This window comes from Aliiroseovarius sediminis (assembly GCF_022678485.1).
GTDB lineage: Bacteria > Pseudomonadota > Alphaproteobacteria > Rhodobacterales > Rhodobacteraceae > Aliiroseovarius > Aliiroseovarius sediminis.
This window is the reverse complement of sequence record NZ_JALBYP010000021.1, coordinates 312,891-331,255: the sequence shown is the minus strand read 5'-3', so window position 1 is coordinate 331,255 and position 18,365 is coordinate 312,891. Positions and strand designations below refer to the sequence as shown.

The following is an 18,365-nucleotide window of genomic DNA, read 5'->3' as shown; positions in this document are numbered from 1 at the left end:
TGGTTGTGCGTGGGCCGCATGACCAGCCCACGCCTTCGTCTAAAACGTATTCCATCAGGCGAATATTATCAACTGAATCAGCCGAACATGTCGGCAGTGATCCCCGCATACCAACCGATACTTTCCTCATAGGTTGCCTTGCGCAGCGCGTCGTCTTCGCCGGTCTGGCTGATGAAGCCATCGACCTTGGCGATCTTTTCGTCTGTCGCCTCGTAACTCGCGCCCACCTTCACGCCGTTATCGGTGTCGATCAACGACCAGCAGGTGTTGGTGAACTTGGCGGGAAACAGCTTGGACCCGGTCAGCGCCGCGCGCACGGCCATCGCCGCCACCTTGGCCTGACTGTTCGCTGCAAAGGCCGATTTTGGCATGTCGCCTTGCTGGCTGGCATCGCCCAGCACGTGGATATTCTCGTCCATACGGGCCTGCATCGTGTGGGGGTTCACGGGTGCCCAGTTGCCATCCGTGATCCCAGCCAATTCGCAGATACGCCCCGCCTTCATCGCGGGGATGACATTGCAGACATCGACCTTCGTTTCCTCGCCATCAATGGTCACGGTCATGGCGTCCGGGTCGACCGAGACATTGCCGCCACCGAAATCCGCCCCGATCCAGTCGATCATGCCGGGATAATTATCGGCCCACCCTTCCTGAAACAGCGCCATTTTCGAGAACTTGTCTTTCGGATCCGCGATGATGATCTTCGCGGTCGGGTTCTTGTCTTTCAGGATATGCGCCACCATCGAGATCCGCTCATACGGCCCCGGCGGGCATCGAAACGGGTTGGGTGGGGCGACCATCGCGAAGGTGCCGCCTTCGGGCATCGCCTCAATCTGGGCTTTCAAAAGCTCGGATTGTGACCCGGCCTTGAAGGCGTGCGGCATAGCGTTCTGGTGGGTGACGTCCCAGCCCTGCACCGCGCCATCGACGAAATCAATGCCGGGCGACAGGATCAACCGGTCATAGGGCAGCGTGGCGCCCCCGGCCAGGGTGACCGTCCGTGCCTCGCGGTCAATTCCGACCGCCCAATCATGCACCACGTTCACACCAAAGTCAGAGGCCAGCGTTCCATAGCTGTGGGCAATCGACCCCAGTTCGCGAAACCCCGCCATGTAGAGGTTCGAGAAAAAACAGGTGTAATAACTGCGCGAGGGTTCCACCAGCGTCACGTTAATCTCGCCCTTGCTGTCCTTGGCGATGTAACGCGCAGCGGTCGCCCCGCCAGCCCCGCCGCCGATGACAACGACCTTTGGTTTGCCGTTGGTCGCACCATGCACCATTGGCGCAGCCAGTGTGGCGGCGGCCGCAGCCCCGCCCATGAAAAGACGTCGGTTCAGGTTCATCTTGGTTCCTCCCATTTCGATGCGAATTCCGCGCGCACCCGTCGCGGGGCAGACCCCTTCCGGTCCGCCCTTCTATTGTCCCACCTGCTTGAAATAGACCGCCAGCGCGGCGATCTCGTCATTGGACAGGCGTCCGGCCATCATCTGCATCACCGGATGAGGGCGAAACTTGTCTTTATAGGCGTGCATGGCGACAACGAAATCGTCGACCGGCCAGCCGATGATTGGCGGGATGCCGTCGTAATCGCCGTCCAGCTGGTGACACGACACACATTCCGAGGACAGGTATTCACCATATTCCGGGTCGCCCTGTATGGCCAGGATGGTCGGATCGACCGAATGATCGGTGCCGGGGGCCGTCGGCGCAGCCTCGGGGATATTCGCGGGGTCGTCGGAATAGCGGCGCAGGAACGCCAGCAGATCGGCCCGCTGGGCTGCGTCTTTTAGCCCGCCATAGGCCATTCGTGTATCGGACGCGAAAGCTTTGGGGTTTTCGACGTAGCGATCAAGCAGATCGAAATCCCAGATCAGCCCATCATTGCCCATTCGCGTCAGGCCCGCCGAATAGTTAAATCCATCAACCTCTGCCGCACGACGACCAAACAAGCCGTTCAGATGCGGCCCGACGCCGTTTTCGGCACCTTGCCCGACCGAATGGCACGCGGCACATTCGTCAAACAGCTCGGCCCCCTTGTCGGCATCGCCCAATTCGTTCGCTAGTCCGGGCAATCCCCAACACGTAGCCGCGACAACGCCTAAAATAATGTTTCGAATCCACCCCATAACAGAAGGCTAACGCGTTAAGCTAACCCACTCAATAATTTTCATATGTTGATGAATGCATCCGGCGTACACCTACCAGACATCCGGTGTTTCGCCGTTTTTCTCCATCGTCTGAAATACGTCCTGCAGGTAGCGTTGAAACACCTGATCTTGGTAGACATCGGTCGAGACATATTCCAACGATTTTAGAAAGTGAAACGGCTTGAAATAGCCCGGCATACGGAACGCTTCGCCATTGCGGGCACTGCTGGTGTCAGGGGCATCGGCGGGAAAGATCACCACGGTCGGGGTGAAATTCACGCCCCACTTCACCGCAAGATCGCGTTCTTCCAGCGCCTCGCCATCGAAATCGACAACCTCGCGCGCGCCAAACAGGTTCAACTGCACGACCATGAAGTTCTTTTTCAGGTGATCAACGATCTGTTCACGTGCAAAATTCACCTCGTGCAGCTCGCGGCAATAAGGGCAACCTTGTTGTTCAAACAGGATCAGAAGGTCTTTGCCTTCGTCCCCCGCCTCGGTCAGGTCATCGGCCATTTCCAGGAAACTGTCGGTGAACCACGGCTGCTTGTGCAACCCATCATCGCCCAGTTCCGCCGCCGTCGCTGGCAACGCGATGATGAAAGCCAAAATGCCCAGACAAAGAGACAAATACCGCATCGTTTCCTCCTGCATATCGGTGTCGATCAAGCGCTTTTAATCCTAACACAAGAGCGCCCGATCCCAAACCTGCACACCACAAAAAAGGGGCGCCGTTGTCAGACAACGGCGCCCAAGGGTCTGAGTATGAACCAGTTATTGACTGTGCGATTTCAGGAACTCAAGCACCGCCTCGATATCCGCGTCTTTCTTCAGTCCGGCGAAAGTCATCTTGTTACCCTTCAGATATTTACGTGGGTTGGCCAGATAGCCCGACAGAGTCTCGGTGTCCCAAACCAAGCCATCTTCGCCCGCCGCGCTCATCGGTTTGGAGTATTTGAACCCGTCCACCGTGCCGGCGGTTCGCTCCCAAACATCGTTCAGGCTGGGCCCGACGCCGTTCTTGGCCCCCTCGCCGACCTTGTGGCAGGCCTTGCATTTCTTAAACACCTTCTCACCGTCGTCGGCCAAATCGGCGTCGAAGGCGACGGCCACGGGGGCCGCATCATCAGCAGACGGCGCAGTGGCCTCGTCCGTTGTAGACGGGGCGGTGGTTTCGATTTCGTCCGCGCTGGCGCCAGCGTTGGGATCACCCTTGAACACTACGGTCTTGGTAATCTCGACCGCGCCGGGCTTGCAATCTTCCATGCAACGTTCGGTAAACACAGGGTATTCCGTCTCCGGGCGATCATCGACGAAGAACCCGTCCGCATTGGGCATTTCGACATCAAGGAAGGTGTCTTTTGACAGGGTGAAGTCATCCTCGACCAAATAGTTCGAATAGAGGATGTAGGCCACGATCGCGTAAACGTCGTCGTTCGACAGGCTTTGTGCGTCGCCAAACGGCATGGATCGGCGGACATAATCGAAGGTGGTCGACAAATAAGGCCAGTACGACCCCACGGTCTTCAAGGGATCTTCGTCGGCCAGCGTGTCATCACCGCCCGCCAGTTTCGGCCAGTTGTCAATGCCTTCAGCGAAATCGCCGTGGCAGACCGCGCAATTGTCGGCAAACACCTCTTCGCCGGTCAGCACGTCGCCCGACCCTTCGGGCAGGTTTGAGCCATCGGGGAAGACGTCCAGATCCCAAGCGGCCACCTCGGCTTCGGTCGCGGCGCGGCCCAGCCCCAGCTTTTCGGCCATGGCGGGGGCGGCTGTCAGGGTGGCAAGCGCGGTTGCCATCAGGAACTTAGGAAACTTCGACATTGTTCGCCTCTCCTTCAGCATTCACGTGCCATGTCTGGATACCATTGTTGTGATAGATCGAGTTCAACCCGCGCACCTCGCGCAGTTGGGTTTTGGTCGGCTGCACATAGCCCGTGTCGTCCACAGCGCGCGACTGCAGGAACATCTCGGACCCGTCCCAGTCGATATCCAGATAAAAGCGGCTTAGCGCCATCGGTTTGCCGGGTTCGGCCAACCGCGCCTCTTGCCACGTGACACCGCCATCCAGCGACACGTCAACCGCCGTGATCGCGCCGTTGCCAGACCATGCAAGCCCGGTGATGACCAACGGACCCTTGCCATGCGTGATCGGCATTTGAGGGCTGGGGCTGGTGATGATCGACTTGGCGTCCATCGTCCATGTCCACTTGCGCGAGGTGCCATCGGCCATCGTGTCGGTATATTTCGAGGTCTCTTCCCGGCTTTCCACCGGCGCGTCCATCACCTCGATCCGGCGCAACCATTTGACCCACATGTTGCCTTCCCAACCGGGCACAACCAGTCGCACGGGATAGCCGTGTTCCATGCGCAGCGCTTCGCCATTGGCCTTGAACGCGACTAGGCAATCGTCCAACGCCTTTTCCATCGGGATCGACCGGCCGTTTGAAGACGCATCCGCCCCTTCGACATAGACCCACTTGCCCGCCAGATCGCCCGCGGCATCTAGCCCGGCCTCTTCCAACAGGGTGCGCAAAGTCACACCGGTGTATTCCATGTTGTGGATCATGCCGTGGGTGTATTGCGCACCGTTCAGCTGCGCGCCAGCCCACTCCATGCCGGTGTTGGCGGCACATTCCAGAAAAAAGGTGCGCGTGACACGTGGGAAACGCTCAAGATCGGCATAGCTGAAGACCAAGGGCGTATCGACCAGCCCGTTGATCATCAAACGATAGTCTTCCTTCTTCAGCGTGATCGCGCCCGAGTGGTGACGTTCAAACGCACAGCCCTGCGGGGTGATCGTGCCATCCAGCGCGTGGATCGGTGTGAAGTTGATCGACGAGATCGTATCCGCCGTCAGCCATTCCACATTGCGGCGGATCACGTGGTCTTCGAACTCGATCGGCATCCCGTAGGGCGTGGCATCCACCCCATCACCCAGACCTGCGGCCCAATACTGCACCTCGGTGATCAGGGGATCACCTTCAGCGCGTGCAGCGCCTGTGGCCCCAAAGGCGGCCCCGGTTGCGGCGGCCCCTTTCAGGAACGCGCGCCGGGATGCGCCGGATTTCGTAGAGCTGTCACTCATTTGGCATCTCTCCTCTAACATCTCAACATTCGCCTATGTGCATGAATAGGCGTGGAAAAATGGCCCGTCCCCGCGAAGGTCCGGGCCGTCTTGCGTCAGACGCCGACCACTGTGACCGAGTTGTTCGGGTCCAGTTTGACGGTGCCTTGTTTCTTGATGTGGCTTTCGACCACGTCCCAGATCTGAGGCCCTTCGGTGCCTTCGTTCACGCTGGCCCAGCCCGCGACCACATAGGTCTTGGCCGGGTCAATTGCCTCGCCGGTTTTCAGCAGCGTCATCTCGGTGATCCGGCTGCCTTGCGGCTTGGTGATGTCGATCCGGTAGCCCATGCCGCCGATCCGCACCATGTCGCCGCCCTGCTGGTAATAGGGGTCGGGGTTGAAGAGATTGTCGGCCACGTCCTCAAGGATCGTGTGGATGAACTCGCCGGTCATCTCATTGCGGTACGCCTTGCCGTAAGACATGGAGGTGACGTTCCAGATATCTTCGCGCGTGATCTCTTGCCCCGGCAGAATGCTCGGTCCCCAGCGCACGCCCGGCGACATAGCAATGTCCGCCTCGCGTTCGTTGATCAGCGCGTCGCAGATCAGGTCGTCCCACGATCCGTTGAAGTTGCCGCGACGATACAGAAGCGTGTCGGTGGTGCCGATCACCTCTTCCAACTCGGCCTTGTAGGGCGCGCGTTGGTCGTCAATCAGTTGGGTGATGGTGGCATCCGGCGTGATCACGTCGGCGAAGATCGGGATCAGCTTGTGGCGGATGCCCATCATCTTGCCGTCGCGCACATCCAGATCGACACGGCTGACAAACTTGGAGTTCGACCCGGACGCGATGATAAACGTCTGCTCGACCTGCACCGGTTCTGGCAGCGCGTCATGGGTGTGGCCCGACAAGATCACGTCGATCCCCTTGACCTTGCCCGCCATCTTCTTGTCCACGTCGAAGCCATTATGGCTCAGCACGACGACCAGCTCAGCGCCTGCCGCGCGCACTTCGTCGACCATCGCCTGCATGTTCTCGTCCCGGATGCCGAACGAGTATTCCGGGAACATCCAGCCGGGGTTTGCAATCGGCATATAAGGGAAGGCCTGCCCGATCACCGCGATCTTTACCCCGCCGCGATCAAAGAACTTGTAAGGTTTGAACAGCTCGGCCGGCTCGTCCCATTCGGCGTCAAAAATGTTCTGACCAAGGGCGGCGAAGGGCAGCCCCTCGACGATCTCGTTCACCCGGTCTGATCCCAGCGTGAATTCCCAATGGAAGGTCATCGCGTCCGGTTTCAGCGCGTTCATCACATTGACCACATCCTGCCCTTGGGTGTGGTGGCAGGTGTAAGATCCGTGCCAAGTGTCGCCGCCATCCAGCAGCAGTGCATCGGGGCGGTCTGCGCGAATGGCGTTCACGACGGTGGCCACACGGTCCATCCCGCCGACACGGCCATATTCGCGCGCTAGCGCCGAAAAGTCGTTATACGTCAGCGCATAAGCCGAGGGTGATCCGTCCTCGATCCCATATGCGCGCCGGAAATCCGCGCCGGTCACATGTGGCATCTGCCCTTTCGCGGGGCCGACGCCAATGTTGATCTCGGGCTCGCGGAAATAGATCGGCTTCAACTGCGCGTGAATGTCGGTGATATGGATCAGGCTGACATTGCCGAACGTATCAAATTTCAGCAGATCGTCTTGAGTCAGCGCCTGCTGCGCGGCCAGGCGCGCCCAGTTGCCGAAGCCCGAAGCGCCATACAAAGCCGACGCGGCCATTGAGACCTGAAGAAAATCACGGCGAGAGATCATGTGCGGTTTCCCTTTGTCATCAAAGCTTTAACGCGCCATACTTATGCGTAGCTATGAATATGTTGGCAGAAAGAAACCCCGCCCGAACAGATCCGGGCGGGGCAAAAAGGTTTAGTTGCGGACCGACGGGCCTTCGACCGACAGACCGTTGCCGCGCGAGGCCACGTAAAGCTCAAGCGCTACGAACTCGTCCGACCCCGGGCTGAAAGTGTGCGCCCGCGTGTCGCGAATGCACCCCTTGAAGCGCGAGTGCATCCCGTTCAGCTTGGTGTTTTTCAGACGATAGGTCGGAAACCCATTGACCTGCCCTTGGCTTAGATGGTCAGCGCGGATCATGTTGCCGTAATTATCCTCGTGGCAATTCGCACAGCTTAGTTCCAACTGGCCATAGCGGGTATAATACATTTCTTTGCCCTGCTCCCACGTCTCTTGCGCGGGGCCATCTATGGCCACGTTCACGGGCATTCCGCGTGACACGGACGCAAGCAACGCCTCCATGTCGATAGCGACGGGTTTGTCATAACCCCACGGTTCGGCCCCCATGCGGTTTTCGCGGCAATCGTTGACCTGCATTTGCAGGGTGCGCACCTCGCCCGCCTCTTCGTTCCATTTGGGATAGACCGGCTTCACGCCTGCCATTTCCTCGGGCTCGCCGTGGCAATCGGCGCAGGATTTCCCTTCGGACCCGTCCGCGGTCGACCACGTGTCAAGCGCGCTTTCGACGCCCAGCATTCCGGGATTGTCGAAATCATCCATCTCCATTTCCTGGGTCTGGTCCGATCGAAACCGCCAGCCCGACAACACCTCGTCCAGCACATCCGAGATATGCGCAGGCGCGTTGGTGCGGGTCGTGATTTCGATCTCGCCATTGATGACAAGCTCGGCGTTTTCATCGGCGGTGGCGACCGCCGCCCCGAGGACCGAGGCAGCGGTGATTGCGGCTAGGCCGTGAAACTTTTTCATTATATTTATCCCTCCCTTACGATCAGCTTAGCCGATCGCGATCGATTTCGCCGTCTCGTAAACGTCGCCGTCATCGTCATACCACGTGAATTTGAATTCGCCGGCCTCGTCGACCTTGGCATCAAATTCCAGATACGGGTTGGTTGAAATCGCCGGTTCCAGCGTCACGTCGATCACCATCTTGCCGTTCAGCTCGCAGGTGAAGCGGTTGATGATGGACCGGGGGATCAGATTGCCGTCGCCGTCCTTGCGTTGACCTGATTCCATCTTGTGGCTGATCAGGGTTTTCAGGGTCACCACCTCGCCGGCGCTTGCCGTCTTGGGGACCTTTACGCGGGGTTTTACACCTTTTGCCATGTCTTCAAGCTCCTTTAAGTTAGCCGCCGCAGCCGCCGATGGTGACTTTTACGGTCGATGATGCTTTGACAAAGCTGCCATCAGCCATCTTCGCAATAGCGATCACGTCTTGGGTGCCAGCCAGACGCATCCGGGTTGAGGCGGCTTGACTGCCTGCCGCTTCACCGAAGTTGAACTGCGCAACGCCGGGTGTCGGGTTGCCTGCCGCCAGCAGGATGATCGATTCTGCGCCGGGCGCGTCGACCGTGATCGGAACGGTGTTACCGTTTTCCGCAATTTCCGGCGCGGTCAGTGTCACCCCGCCTTCGCCCATTTCGGCCCCGCCGGTAAAGGCGGCGATCGCCTCGTCGGCGGCAGCAGCCGCACGCATAGGCAACATCGCCAAGGCGGTTGCGCCAAGACCAAGTGCCAGAGCATCACGTCGTGTGAATTTCATCTGTGTCTCCTGTAGATAAGTGGTTGGTGACGTCCTGCGCGCTTATTTCAGCGTCATCAGGTATGCGACAACATCTTCGACCTGCTGTGCAGACAGCAGCGGTTCGACTTCGCCCTCATAGGCTTTGCCGGTATAGGCCTTGCCCAGACGGATGAAGCCATCGGTTTTATAGAACGACGGCATCATCGATTCGTAGAACGTCATCTTCGCGTTGGCGACAATGCCGCGCAGTTCTGCTTCGCTCCACCGGTCGCCGGCGCCGTCCAAAATCGGGCCAACCTCACCGTGAAACGGTACATCTGCCAGATCGCTGATTTCGTGGCAGGCAATGCAATTGCCCAGCGATTTTGACGATATGACTTTCGCTCCCTCGACCGGGTCACCAGCAACACCAGTCAGCGACTGGGCCAAAGCCCCATCATCAGTGAACGTGATGTCGGCGGGTGCCACCGTGTCAGCGTTTGCCATTCCAAGCCCTGCAAGCAGCGCAATAAGCGTGATCGTTGTCCGCTTCATAATACCTCCCATGACCGTTGCGCGCCCACAGACCGACCAGGTGATCTTGGGGCCACAATTTGTATAAGGTAACATGCGAAGTAAATTGCGCAACATCAAATTCTAATCTTTGAATTATTCGTGGGCTGGTCGCAGTTTATCATCCGATATTGCCCAGCCACGGCATCCAATCCAACATTGTCTGCCCGATGGCATTGACCGAGTTGGTGACGATCAGCAACGCAAAGAGGATCAGCATCACGCCCATGCCCCGCTCGACCCATGGCAGGTATTTTCGGTTGCGTCCCGCCCAAGCCAGAAACGGCTTGGCAAACAGGGCCGCGATGACGAAAGGCGTGGTCATCGCCAGCCCATAGACCGCCAGCAAAAGTGCGCCGCGCCACAAATCCCCCATCCCCGATGCAATCATCAGAATCGAGGCCAACGCCGGCCCCACACAGGGCGTCCAGCCAAACCCAAACGCAAGCCCCATCAGATATGCGCCGATGATCGTGCTGGGCTCTGCCTGGCTTTCCAGCCGTGCCTCGCGATACAGAAACGGAATTTTTACGACCCCAAGGAAATGCAGCCCGAAGGCCAGCAGAATCACCGCGCCGATATAGCTCAGCGTTTCCTTATGGCGCGCAAAAGCCGTTCCCAGCGCCGTGGCCCCCAGCCCCAGCAGAATGAAAATCGTCGTAACCCCCAACGCAAACGCGACAGCCGAGGTCACAAGCCTGCGCTGTGCACCCGTGCTGATCCGTCCCTCGCCCGTCAGCTCGTTCATCGAAATACCGGCCATGTAACATAGGTAAAACGGCACCATCGGCAGGATGCAGGGCGTAAAGAAAGACAAAAGCCCCGCAAGTGCGGCGCCGGCAAAAGAGATATCGAGCATCGGCTTTCCTTGAAGTCAGGACATATTCAAATTAGGTGTTGGATTATCACAAAGGTCAACCACTTCTCTGAACAGGTGCAGAAGATGTCGCGTATCCGTGCCGCATATGCGGTGTTTTTCATGGCAGTTATCATGGCTGGCGGCATTCTTGTCGCCACCCCCGCCCCAACCATTGCCGCCGAACTGGTGATGGTTGAAGAACCCGGCTGCCCGTGGTGTGCCAAGTGGGAGCTTGAGCTGGGCGCAATTTATCCCAAGACATCGGAAGGCCAATACGCACCACTGCGCAAAATGCAGTTGCGTGACATCCGCCAAAATGACGATCCGGCGGTGCTGGGCTTTGAACTGGCCCGCCCCGTTACCTTCACGCCGACATTTCTGCTGATCAAAGACGGTGCCGAAGTCAGCCGCCTTCAAGGATACCCGGGCGAGGATTTCTTCTGGGGATTGCTGGAAAAAATGCTGGTGGAACACACCGACTACACTGCCCCCAACGACCCGGACAAGGCCGCGAACTGAACCGATATCCGGCCCCCCGCGCCCGCGTCATTGCGCCGCCCCGCACTGGGCGCGTTACGATTGCAAAGATCTTGATACATCTATAAAATTAAATCAGTCTTATGGAAACAAGAGGATTGATCATGGCATTGCCCGTCATCAGCGAGGATATGTCGAGCGAGGAACTGGATCACATGATGGCTAACGCGTGTGATGCCTCGACCCTTTTGAAGGCAATCAGCCACGAAGGCCGTTTGATGATCCTGTGCCACCTTGTGACCGGCGAAAAATCCGTGACCGAGCTTGAGCATCTTCTGCACGCCCGTCAGGCCGCCGTGTCCCAGCAACTTGCCCGCCTGCGGCTGGAAGGTCTTGTGACCCCGCGGCGCGAGGGCAAGACGATCTTTTATTCTCTGACCGACGACCGGCCCCGCCGCATCCTGGAAGTGATATACGAGCTGTTCTGCTCGACCGACCCGGCCGGGGATACGCAACAAAAGGCGGCGGAATAGGCCCGGCAACGCACGTAATACAACACACGGAAACGCTCGGCGCGCCCCGTGCGTTTGAAAGATAAGCCGATACCGCACCGCGTCCGGCTGGGGACAGGAGCATTCACCCATGTTCGACTGGATCACCGACGCCAATCTCGCCGCACTGATAGGACTGTTCAGTGGCGCGCTTCTGGGCCTTGCCGCGCGACTTGGCCGGTTCTGCACGCTGGGTGCGATCGAAGACGTGCTTTATGCCGGATCGTCCTTGCGGATGCGGATGTGGGGCATTGCGATCGGCGTTGCGATGATGGGCACTCATCTGCTGGTCGGCGCGGGACTTCTGCCGATGGAGGAGGCAATCTATCTGCGTCTTGCTTGGAATCCGCTGGCCGCTATCGTGGGCGGGCTGCTGTTTGGATACGGCATGGCGCTGTCGGGCAATTGCGGCTTCGGGGCGCTGGCGCGGCTTGGGGGCGGTGATCTGCGGGCCTTCGTAATCGTGGTGGTGATGGGGCTTTCGGCCTATGTCGCCATTTCCGGCCCGCTGGCAAATCTGCGCGTTATGGCCTTTCCCCAACCTGTCGCGGATCCTGCCGTCCTGCCGTCGATCTCGCACCGCGTGGGGGCTTGGCTGGGGCTTGGCGCGCCGATCATTGGGATCGTAATTGGAGCCATTCTGACCTTTGCCATGTTCACCAGCGTCGAGATGCGAAAGACCCCAAGTGTTGCTTTCTGGGGTGTCATGGCAGGGCTTGCCGTGGTGATTGGCTGGGGGGGCACGGCGTGGGTCTTTCAGAACGGTTTTGCGGCGATCCCTGTTGAAAGCCACACGTTTTCAGCGCCCTTGGGCGATACGATGATTTATCTGATGACCTCTTCGGGGACTCAGTTGAACTTCGGCGTGGGCAGCGTCGCCGGCGTGCTTGCAGGCGCATTCATCGGCAGTTTGTTCAAGGGACATTTCCGTTGGGAAGCCTGTGAAGACCCGCGCGAATTGAAACGTCAGATGGGCGGGGCTGCAATCATGGGGTTGGGTGCCGTGATCGCCTTTGGCTGCTCGATCGGGCAAGGGCTTTCAGCCTTCGCAATCCTCTATTACGGCGCCCCTGTGACCTTCGCTGCAATCTTCGCAGGCGCCGCGCTTGGTCTGCGCCAACTGATCTCGGGCTTCGCTGCTGCTGAATGACGGCGAATGATCCGGTAGTTGAGGCCGCGGCCGCTCTTTCCCTCTTTTCACTTATCAGTCCGCAAGATAGGGTCCGCCCCTGTAGCGCGCAGGTGCCGTCAAACGGCAATCAAGGATCACGAGGAAAAGCAGGGCCATGACTAATTTCACCCCAAGCCCAGACCACGCAGGCGCGTTTCGCGCAGCCCTTGGCCTGTTCACGACAGGCGTAACGGTGGTGACAGCCAATAGCCCGCGCGGCCCCCTGGCGATGACGGTGAACAGCTTTACCTCGGTTTCGTTGGACCCGCCATTGATCCTGTGGTGTCCGGCGCGCGTGTCTGCCCGCCACGATGCCTTTGTTAAGGCCGAACACTTTGCCGTGCATCTTCTGCGCGACGACCAAATTGACATCGCCCGTCATTTTGCCCGTCAAGGCGAGGATTTCGCGGATATGACATGGCGCACCGATTATCATGATGTGCCCGTCATTGAGCCGTGCCTGGCGCGATTTGACTGCACGACCGAAAACGTGGTGGCGGGCGGCGATCACTCGATCGTGCTTGGCCGCGTGCATCGTGTGTCGACAAATGACGGACAACCCCTGATCTTTCATGCAGGCCGGTTCGGCGGATTTGATGCAACCCCCTGACCGCATTCACTGGGTCAGGATATCCGCACGTTCATAGCTTGATGTTGCCTCGCCCCCGTCGTCATAGACAAGCCTGATCGTCACCACGTCGATGGTCTTGGGATCAAACGTCAGATATGGCAATGTGTCGGTGGCCTTGATGGCGTTTGGCTGCGGGTCGCCTTCGTAACAGGGTTCGGCGTTGAACTGCTGCTCGCTCTGCCCATTCACGGCATAGTAAATCTGGTCCAGTCCGCAGCGCCACGCCAGAAGATGTGTGAAATACAGCAGATCCTTGCCATCGTATTCACGCACTGCAATCCATCCCTGACGCGTCGCGTCAAGGATTGGGCGCACCTCGTCGGCGGTGGTGAAATCCTGCGCAAAGGCTGACGCCCCGGACCCCATCAACAGGGCGGCTGCAATCACGGGTCTGATCATGGTCTGCTCCTTCCGGCCCGGTGGGACGGGTCAATCGTTACGGTGCCGCAAGGGCAGCCGGAAAATGTTCCGGGGTCGATGGCCGAAGTGGGTTCAGCCTATCCCCGATCCCGCCTATACTGACTGAAATTCACCGCGCAGGCAAAGCACTGATGGTTAAACCCACCCCCGAATCGGCGAAATCACGCCCTGCTTTCAACATCATGATCGTCGCCCAAGCCGGCAGGTTATCATACGAGGCGCTGCTGTTTGCCGCCACCTTGCGCCATAGCGACCCCACATTTGCCGGACGCCTGTTCGTGGCCGAGCCGCAACCCTCGGACCGCTGGCCCAACGATCCAAGGTTGAAACCACACATCCGCGACGCACTTGAGGAGATGGGGGCCGAGATCATCCCCTTCACCAACCAGCATTTCGGCCATGATTATCCCAACGGCAACAAGATCGAGGCACTGTTGGCTCTGCCCAAGGGCGCGCCCTTCGTGTTTTTTGACACAGACACGGTGATCACTGGCGCGTTGTCCCAGGTGCCGTTTGACTTTAACCGCCCCGCAGCCTCCATGAAACGCGAGGGGACATGGCCGAAGGTTGAACTTTACGGCCCCGGCTATGGAGCAACGTGGAAATCGTTATATGACAAGTTTGACCTCGACTACGAGGCGACGCTGGACCTGCGCCAACCGGATGAATACTGGCAGCGCTATCTCTATTTCAACGCCGGTTGGTTCTTTGGTCCCTGCCCGCGTGCTTTTGGACAACGATTTCGGGACTATGCGGTGGCGATCCGTGACGACCGCCCCGATGCTTTGGTTTGCCAAGAGCTGTTTCCGTGGCTGGATCAGATCGCCCTGCCCTTGGTCATCACCAGCTTCGATGGCGGGCGTCCGGGGCCGGAACTGGCGGGACTGGATGGTAATGTGACCTGCCATTGGCGCGTTTTGCCGCTGGCTTATGCCCGCGAAAGCGACCAGGTGATTGAGGTGATCGAAACCGCGTCAGCGCCCAACAAGATCAAGAAGATCCTGAAGGAATACGAGCCGATGAAACGGATGATCTATCAGGGTCGCGGTCGGAAGGTGCGCGCAATGTTCAACCGCGACGCCCTGCCCCGGCGCGAACAGAAGATCCGCAACCAAATCAAACGCGAAGGGTTTTGGATGCGGTGACGCCCCACCGGAGCGAAAGAAAAAGGCGCATCGTTTCCGATACGCCTTCTTTGTCTGCGAAGATTTGGCCCAAGGGGCCGTATCCTTACGCCAGAGCGATATTCGTCGCGCTTTCGCGGCCGTCACGGCCGGGCTCGATGTCGAAGGTCACTTTCTGGTCGTCGGCCAGACCGGTCAGGCCTGCGCGCTCAACAGCTGAGATGTGCACAAACACGTCTTTGCCGCCGCTTTCGGGTGCAATAAAGCCAAAGCCTTTAGTTGCGTTAAACCATTTGACGGTTCCATTAGCCATCGTTTTTCTCCTAGTTAGTCTGCCCACGTCATGCGGCAGGTCGGCAAAGTCAGTACAAGATCGAGAGACTGAGCCTTTAGGAGCAGTGTAGTCGATAGTGGTAACGTCGCAGGCCCTACATGGGATGATTGCGTCGGAAATACAAGTGTTTTTCTTCTGCTGCGATTGATCGGTGAATTTCTGCGCATGGGGCAAGGGTTGTCAGGCGTCAAACACCAGTTCCATATCGCGAAAGCCCTTCACTTCAATCGGGTTGCCGGACGGGTCGCGAAAGAACATTGTCCATTGTTCGCCCGGCTCATTCTCAAAACGAACGGTGGGCGGGATCACCCATTCGGTGCCATTTGCTTCAAGCCGTCCAGCCAGTGCGCGCCAGTCTTCATACTCCAGAACCACGCCGAAATGCGGCATCGCCACCATATGCGTACCGACCTTGCCGGTGTTTTCCGTCGTAAAAGGCGTTCCCAAGTGCAGACTGAGTTGATGGCCGAAGAAGTTGAAATCGACCCAAGAATCGGTCGATCGCCCCTCTTTGCAGCCCAGCAGATCGCCGTAAAAGCGGCGGGCGGCGTCCAGATCGGTGACGTTGATGGCGAGGTGAAAAGGGGTCGGCATGGAGCACTCCGAAAAAAGGTTCCGAAAATTATAGCAGGGCGCGAACAAAGGACCACCCGAAAGCGCAGGGCCGGACGCGGTTCCGATGCGCGCGCAAACCGTCTGCGGCCGTTTATGACCCGTTGAAGCCCTGCATCCTTTGCCTTAGCCTGCGCGCAATCAAAAACACGTGCAAACTCCGAGGGAAACGCCCATGTCTGACGACCGCCAACTGGCTTTTGAAACCCTGCAAATCCATGCAGGCACCGAACCTGACCCCGCCACCGGTGCCCGTCAGGTGCCGATTTACCAAACCACCGCCTATGTCTTCAAAGACGCCGACCACGCCGCGCGACTGTTTAATCTGGAAGAAGTGGGCTACATCTATTCCCGCCTGACCAACCCGACGATTGCCGCCCTGCAAAACCGCATCGCGGCGCTGGAAGGTGGCGCGGGCGCTGTCTGTTGTTCATCCGGTCACGCGGCGCAAATCATGGCGCTGTTCCCCTTGATGGGTCCGGGCAAGAACCTGGTCGCGTCGACGCGGCTTTATGGTGGCACCGTCACGCAGTTCAGCCAGACCATCAAACGTTTCGGTTGGGAAGCCCGATTCGTCGATTTCGATGACGAGGCCGCCGTGGCCGCTGCCATCGACGACAACACCCGGGCGGTTTTCTGCGAATCCATTGCCAACCCCGGTGGTTACATCACCGACATTCCGGCGATTGCCGCGATTTCAGACAAGGCGGGCGTGCCGCTGATCGTCGACAACACCTCGGCCACGCCTTACCTGTGCAACCCGATTGCGCTTGGCGCGACGCTTGTTGTGCATTCGACCACCAAGTACCTGACCGGGAACGGCACCGTCATGGGCGGCTGCGTGGTGGATTCGGGCAAATTTGACTGGATGGCATCGGACAAGTTCCCATCGCTCAGCCAACCAGAGCCTGCCTATCACGGCTTGGTTTTTGCCGAGGCACTTGGTCCGATGGCGTTCACTTTCCACGGTATCGCCATTGGCCTGCGCGATCTAGGCATGACGATGAACCCGCAAGCGGCGCATTATACGCTGATGGGGATCGAAACCCTGTCCCTGCGCATGGAAAAACATGTCGCCAACGCCGAAAAGGTCGCCAATTGGCTTGAGGCGGACCCGCGCGTCGACGCCGTGACCTATGCCGGGCTGGACAGCTCGCCCTATAAGTCGCGTGTGGCGACGGTCTGCCCGAAAGGCGCGGGGGCGCTGTTCACGGTTGCTGTGAAAGGTGGCTATGACGCCTGCGTGAAGCTCGTGGACAGTCTGGAACTGTTCAGCCACGTTGCCAACCTTGGCGACACGCGGTCCTTGATCATCCACTCGGCGTCTACCACTCACCGGCAATTGTCGCCCGAGCAATTGGAGGCCGCAGGCGCTGCGCCAAATGTGGTCCGCATCTCAATCGGGACCGAGGACGCAGACGATATCATCGCCGATCTGGATCAGGCGCTGGCGAAGGCCACGGCGTAAGCCGGACCGAGTAATCGAAAACAAGAAAGGCCGCTGTTTCAGCGGTCTTTTCTTATGACTGGGATGTGTTTCTGGGTCGTCGTTCAGAATGATATTCTGTGGGCCGTCTGATAAATGCGGGGTCAAACAGATTGAGCGCGCTTAGGAAGATGGCTGATACGGCCAGCAGATACGAAGAAGCAACTGCGCCCCAAGCCCACCTGCCGTTCCTACGAAGGCCTGGTCTGCGCTTAAAACAGAATAAGTGAAGAAAATCGGCGTCACGGCAAGAGGGACAGCGCCGAAATGATGGAAGGCGCGATACCCGCGATGCCATTGGACCCTAAGTGCTGTGATCCGCACATCTCGCAAGATCAAAAACCCTGAGAACAGCAGAGACACCACAAATAAGATCAAAGTTGCAACAGCGACCTTAAAACTGCTGCCAATTTAAAATGACGTGCAGCCTCTTACCCATCCGGGTTTTGCTCGATCTCGGACATGACATCGGCGGGGAACACCTCGAACAATCGAAGAAACATAACACAGGCCAGAAGGGGCATATGTCGCAATCTTCCGCTGCGTTGGTGACGCGAACGGTAGTTGATCCGACATACACCTGTCCTGTTTAACCTGAGCGTTGGTAACCCCTTAGTCTATTCCTCGTTCAACTCAAACACCATCGTCACGCTGGAGCCAATCTCCAGCTCGCCCGCTGCAATCGGCATGTCGGACGGCGCGGCCTCCATCGCCATGCGGCCATAAACCGGCGCAGGCGCGCGGCCACCCCCTTCGTGGATCGACATGATCGCCCCCAGCTTCACGCTCGCAGCGTCCGCCAGCACCTTCGCCCGCGCCATCGCGTCCTTTACGGCATCCGCGCGGGCGGCGTCCTCGGTTGGGCCGCGGTCTTGCAGGTCAAACTGCAATCCGTTCAACTGGTTGGCCCCATCGGCCGTGACCGCTGTCATGATCGAACCCAGCTTGGTCAGGTCGCGCACACGCACAGACACCATCGTATTGGCAGTGAACCCAACCAATTTGGGCGGGCCGTCCGAGGTGCGGTTATGGTCATATCTGGGCGACAGGTTGATCTGAGAGCTTTGCATATCACGCGCCTCGACCCCGGCCTCGGTCAGCCGGGCGAAGACAGCCTGCGCGACGTCGGCCACTTGATCCAGCGCGGCGCTTGCCTCGGTCGCCTGTTTCGTCACGCCAAGGCTGATCCGTGCCATGTCCGGTTCCACTTGTGCAAGACCCTGCCCCGTGACGGTCAGTCGCGCATCCCCGGCGCCATCGGCCCAGCCGGGTGTCGCCACCGCCATCATCAGCCCCAAAATTGCAATCGTTTTTCGCATGTTACCCTCCTGTTTCAAGCCACATTGCGCCGATCTTTGCCGGGTGCAAGGGCGCGCGCGCCG

At 58.8% G+C, this 18,365-nt stretch carries 21 protein-coding genes; 6 read left to right on the top strand and 15 right to left on the bottom strand.

The genetic code is table 11. The features are described from left to right. Nucleotides 1-77: 77 nt before the first annotated feature. From MN186_RS03970 to MN186_RS03920, 11 genes are all read right to left on the bottom strand, one after another. Nucleotides 78-1,343, bottom strand: a complete 1,266-nt coding sequence (locus MN186_RS03970; RefSeq protein WP_242112090.1) for an NAD(P)/FAD-dependent oxidoreductase — start codon at nt 1,341-1,343, stop codon at nt 78-80. Between the two features lie 72 nt (nt 1,344-1,415). Continuing rightward, on the bottom strand, nt 1,416-2,126 hold the full coding sequence (locus tag MN186_RS03965) for a c-type cytochrome (RefSeq protein WP_420838892.1): 711 nt from the start codon (nt 2,124-2,126) through the stop codon (nt 1,416-1,418). Nucleotides 2,127-2,198: 72 nt separating this feature from the next. Next, the gene (locus MN186_RS03960) at nt 2,199-2,786 is read right to left on the bottom strand and encodes a thioredoxin family protein (RefSeq protein ID WP_242112086.1); all 588 of its coding nucleotides are present in this window, start codon (nt 2,784-2,786) and stop codon (nt 2,199-2,201) included. 135 nt (nt 2,787-2,921) lie between these two features. Then, nucleotides 2,922-3,971, bottom strand: coding sequence for a c-type cytochrome (locus tag MN186_RS03955; RefSeq protein WP_242112081.1), 1,050 nt, complete (start codon nt 3,969-3,971; stop codon nt 2,922-2,924). Then, nucleotides 3,955-5,235 carry a sulfite dehydrogenase gene (gene soxC / locus MN186_RS03950; protein WP_242112077.1) on the bottom strand — a complete coding sequence of 427 codons (1,281 nt, stop codon included), beginning with the start codon at nt 5,233-5,235 and terminating at the stop codon, nt 3,955-3,957. The genes MN186_RS03955 and soxC overlap by 17 nt, the downstream gene beginning before the upstream one ends. A gap of 95 nt (nt 5,236-5,330) precedes the next feature. After that, the gene (soxB, locus tag MN186_RS03945) at nt 5,331-7,028 is read right to left on the bottom strand and encodes a thiosulfohydrolase SoxB (protein WP_242112066.1); all 1,698 of its coding nucleotides are present in this window, start codon (nt 7,026-7,028) and stop codon (nt 5,331-5,333) included. Between the two features lie 111 nt (nt 7,029-7,139). Then, nucleotides 7,140-7,991, bottom strand: a complete 852-nt coding sequence (soxA, locus tag MN186_RS03940) for a sulfur oxidation c-type cytochrome SoxA (protein WP_242112062.1) — start codon at nt 7,989-7,991, stop codon at nt 7,140-7,142. Between the two features lie 27 nt (nt 7,992-8,018). Further along, nucleotides 8,019-8,348, bottom strand: coding sequence for a thiosulfate oxidation carrier complex protein SoxZ (gene soxZ, locus MN186_RS03935; protein ID WP_242112048.1), 330 nt, complete (start codon nt 8,346-8,348; stop codon nt 8,019-8,021). Nucleotides 8,349-8,367: 19 nt separating this feature from the next. After that, nucleotides 8,368-8,784, bottom strand: a complete 417-nt coding sequence (gene soxY, locus MN186_RS03930; protein ID WP_242112043.1) for a thiosulfate oxidation carrier protein SoxY — start codon at nt 8,782-8,784, stop codon at nt 8,368-8,370. Between the two features lie 42 nt (nt 8,785-8,826). After that, nucleotides 8,827-9,300 (bottom strand): sulfur oxidation c-type cytochrome SoxX, encoded by a 474-nt coding sequence (gene soxX, locus MN186_RS03925; protein WP_242112039.1) that lies wholly within the window; start codon nt 9,298-9,300, stop codon nt 8,827-8,829. A 139-nt stretch (nt 9,301-9,439) separates the two neighbouring features. Beyond that, on the bottom strand, nt 9,440-10,177 hold the full coding sequence (locus MN186_RS03920) for a cytochrome c biogenesis CcdA family protein (RefSeq protein WP_242112036.1): 738 nt from the start codon (nt 10,175-10,177) through the stop codon (nt 9,440-9,442). A gap of 84 nt (nt 10,178-10,261) precedes the next feature. On the opposite strand from MN186_RS03920, the gene MN186_RS03915 reads away from it, so the two are divergent. From MN186_RS03915 to MN186_RS03900, 4 genes are all read left to right on the top strand, one after another. Next, entirely contained in the window at nt 10,262-10,696 is a 435-nt protein-coding gene (locus MN186_RS03915; RefSeq protein WP_420838890.1) for a thioredoxin domain-containing protein, read from the top strand. Between the two features lie 122 nt (nt 10,697-10,818). Next, nucleotides 10,819-11,187, top strand: coding sequence for an ArsR/SmtB family transcription factor (locus tag MN186_RS03910; RefSeq protein WP_242112033.1), 369 nt, complete (start codon nt 10,819-10,821; stop codon nt 11,185-11,187). Between the two features lie 109 nt (nt 11,188-11,296). Continuing rightward, nucleotides 11,297-12,355: a YeeE/YedE family protein gene (locus tag MN186_RS03905; protein ID WP_242112009.1), complete on the top strand. Its 1,059-nt coding sequence runs from the start codon at nt 11,297-11,299 to the stop codon at nt 12,353-12,355. A 136-nt stretch (nt 12,356-12,491) separates the two neighbouring features. Further along, the gene (locus tag MN186_RS03900) at nt 12,492-12,986 is read left to right on the top strand and encodes a flavin reductase family protein (protein WP_242112007.1); all 495 of its coding nucleotides are present in this window, start codon (nt 12,492-12,494) and stop codon (nt 12,984-12,986) included. 6 nt (nt 12,987-12,992) lie between these two features. Here MN186_RS03900 and MN186_RS03895 read toward each other — a convergent pair whose 3' ends face one another. Then, nucleotides 12,993-13,406 (bottom strand): hypothetical protein, encoded by a 414-nt coding sequence (locus tag MN186_RS03895; protein ID WP_242112005.1) that lies wholly within the window; start codon nt 13,404-13,406, stop codon nt 12,993-12,995. 152 nt (nt 13,407-13,558) lie between these two features. Here MN186_RS03895 and MN186_RS03890 point away from each other — a divergent pair, with 152 nt between their 5' ends. Then, nucleotides 13,559-14,572 (top strand): hypothetical protein, encoded by a 1,014-nt coding sequence (locus MN186_RS03890; RefSeq protein ID WP_242112001.1) that lies wholly within the window; start codon nt 13,559-13,561, stop codon nt 14,570-14,572. A gap of 85 nt (nt 14,573-14,657) precedes the next feature. Here MN186_RS03890 and MN186_RS03885 read toward each other — a convergent pair whose 3' ends face one another. Continuing rightward, complete coding sequence (locus tag MN186_RS03885) at nt 14,658-14,864, bottom strand: cold-shock protein (protein WP_242111999.1); 207 nt, start codon at nt 14,862-14,864, stop codon at nt 14,658-14,660. A 201-nt stretch (nt 14,865-15,065) separates the two neighbouring features. After that, nucleotides 15,066-15,479: a VOC family protein gene (locus tag MN186_RS03880; RefSeq protein WP_242111997.1), complete on the bottom strand. Its 414-nt coding sequence runs from the start codon at nt 15,477-15,479 to the stop codon at nt 15,066-15,068. Nucleotides 15,480-15,672: 193 nt separating this feature from the next. On the opposite strand from MN186_RS03880, the gene MN186_RS03875 reads away from it, so the two are divergent. Beyond that, entirely contained in the window at nt 15,673-16,965 is a 1,293-nt protein-coding gene (locus MN186_RS03875; protein ID WP_242111994.1) for an O-acetylhomoserine aminocarboxypropyltransferase/cysteine synthase family protein, read from the top strand. Nucleotides 16,966-17,600: 635 nt separating this feature from the next. Here MN186_RS03875 and MN186_RS03870 read toward each other — a convergent pair. Further along, on the bottom strand, nt 17,601-18,302 hold the full coding sequence (locus MN186_RS03870) for an SIMPL domain-containing protein (protein WP_242111977.1): 702 nt from the start codon (nt 18,300-18,302) through the stop codon (nt 17,601-17,603). Nucleotides 18,303-18,365 lie beyond the last annotated feature (63 nt).

Bases quoted from the DNA above. Each gene is read 5' to 3' on its own strand.
- MN186_RS03970 (WP_242112090.1), bottom strand. From the start codon at position 1,343: ATGAACCTGAACCGACGTCTTTTCATGGGCGGGGCTGCGGCCGCCGCC.
- MN186_RS03965 (WP_420838892.1), bottom strand. From the start codon at position 2,126: ATGGGGTGGATTCGAAACATTATTTTAGGCGTTGTCGCGGCTACGTGT.
- MN186_RS03960 (WP_242112086.1), bottom strand. From the start codon at position 2,786: ATGCGGTATTTGTCTCTTTGTCTGGGCATTTTGGCTTTCATCATCGCG.
- MN186_RS03955 (WP_242112081.1), bottom strand. From the start codon at position 3,971: ATGTCGAAGTTTCCTAAGTTCCTGATGGCAACCGCGCTTGCCACCCTG.
- soxC (WP_242112077.1), bottom strand. From the start codon at position 5,235: ATGAGTGACAGCTCTACGAAATCCGGCGCATCCCGGCGCGCGTTCCTG.
- soxB (WP_242112066.1), bottom strand. From the start codon at position 7,028: ATGATCTCTCGCCGTGATTTTCTTCAGGTCTCAATGGCCGCGTCGGCT.
- soxA (WP_242112062.1), bottom strand. From the start codon at position 7,991: ATGAAAAAGTTTCACGGCCTAGCCGCAATCACCGCTGCCTCGGTCCTC.
- soxZ (WP_242112048.1), bottom strand. From the start codon at position 8,348: ATGGCAAAAGGTGTAAAACCCCGCGTAAAGGTCCCCAAGACGGCAAGC.
- soxY (WP_242112043.1), bottom strand. From the start codon at position 8,784: ATGAAATTCACACGACGTGATGCTCTGGCACTTGGTCTTGGCGCAACC.
- soxX (WP_242112039.1), bottom strand. From the start codon at position 9,300: ATGAAGCGGACAACGATCACGCTTATTGCGCTGCTTGCAGGGCTTGGA.
- MN186_RS03920 (WP_242112036.1), bottom strand. From the start codon at position 10,177: ATGCTCGATATCTCTTTTGCCGGCGCCGCACTTGCGGGGCTTTTGTCT.
- MN186_RS03915 (WP_420838890.1), top strand. From the start codon at position 10,262: ATGTCGCGTATCCGTGCCGCATATGCGGTGTTTTTCATGGCAGTTATC.
- MN186_RS03910 (WP_242112033.1), top strand. From the start codon at position 10,819: ATGGCATTGCCCGTCATCAGCGAGGATATGTCGAGCGAGGAACTGGAT.
- MN186_RS03905 (WP_242112009.1), top strand. From the start codon at position 11,297: ATGTTCGACTGGATCACCGACGCCAATCTCGCCGCACTGATAGGACTG.
- MN186_RS03900 (WP_242112007.1), top strand. From the start codon at position 12,492: ATGACTAATTTCACCCCAAGCCCAGACCACGCAGGCGCGTTTCGCGCA.
- MN186_RS03895 (WP_242112005.1), bottom strand. From the start codon at position 13,406: ATGATCAGACCCGTGATTGCAGCCGCCCTGTTGATGGGGTCCGGGGCG.
- MN186_RS03890 (WP_242112001.1), top strand. From the start codon at position 13,559: ATGGTTAAACCCACCCCCGAATCGGCGAAATCACGCCCTGCTTTCAAC.
- MN186_RS03885 (WP_242111999.1), bottom strand. From the start codon at position 14,864: ATGGCTAATGGAACCGTCAAATGGTTTAACGCAACTAAAGGCTTTGGC.
- MN186_RS03880 (WP_242111997.1), bottom strand. From the start codon at position 15,479: ATGCCGACCCCTTTTCACCTCGCCATCAACGTCACCGATCTGGACGCC.
- MN186_RS03875 (WP_242111994.1), top strand. From the start codon at position 15,673: ATGTCTGACGACCGCCAACTGGCTTTTGAAACCCTGCAAATCCATGCA.
- MN186_RS03870 (WP_242111977.1), bottom strand. From the start codon at position 18,302: ATGCGAAAAACGATTGCAATTTTGGGGCTGATGATGGCGGTGGCGACA.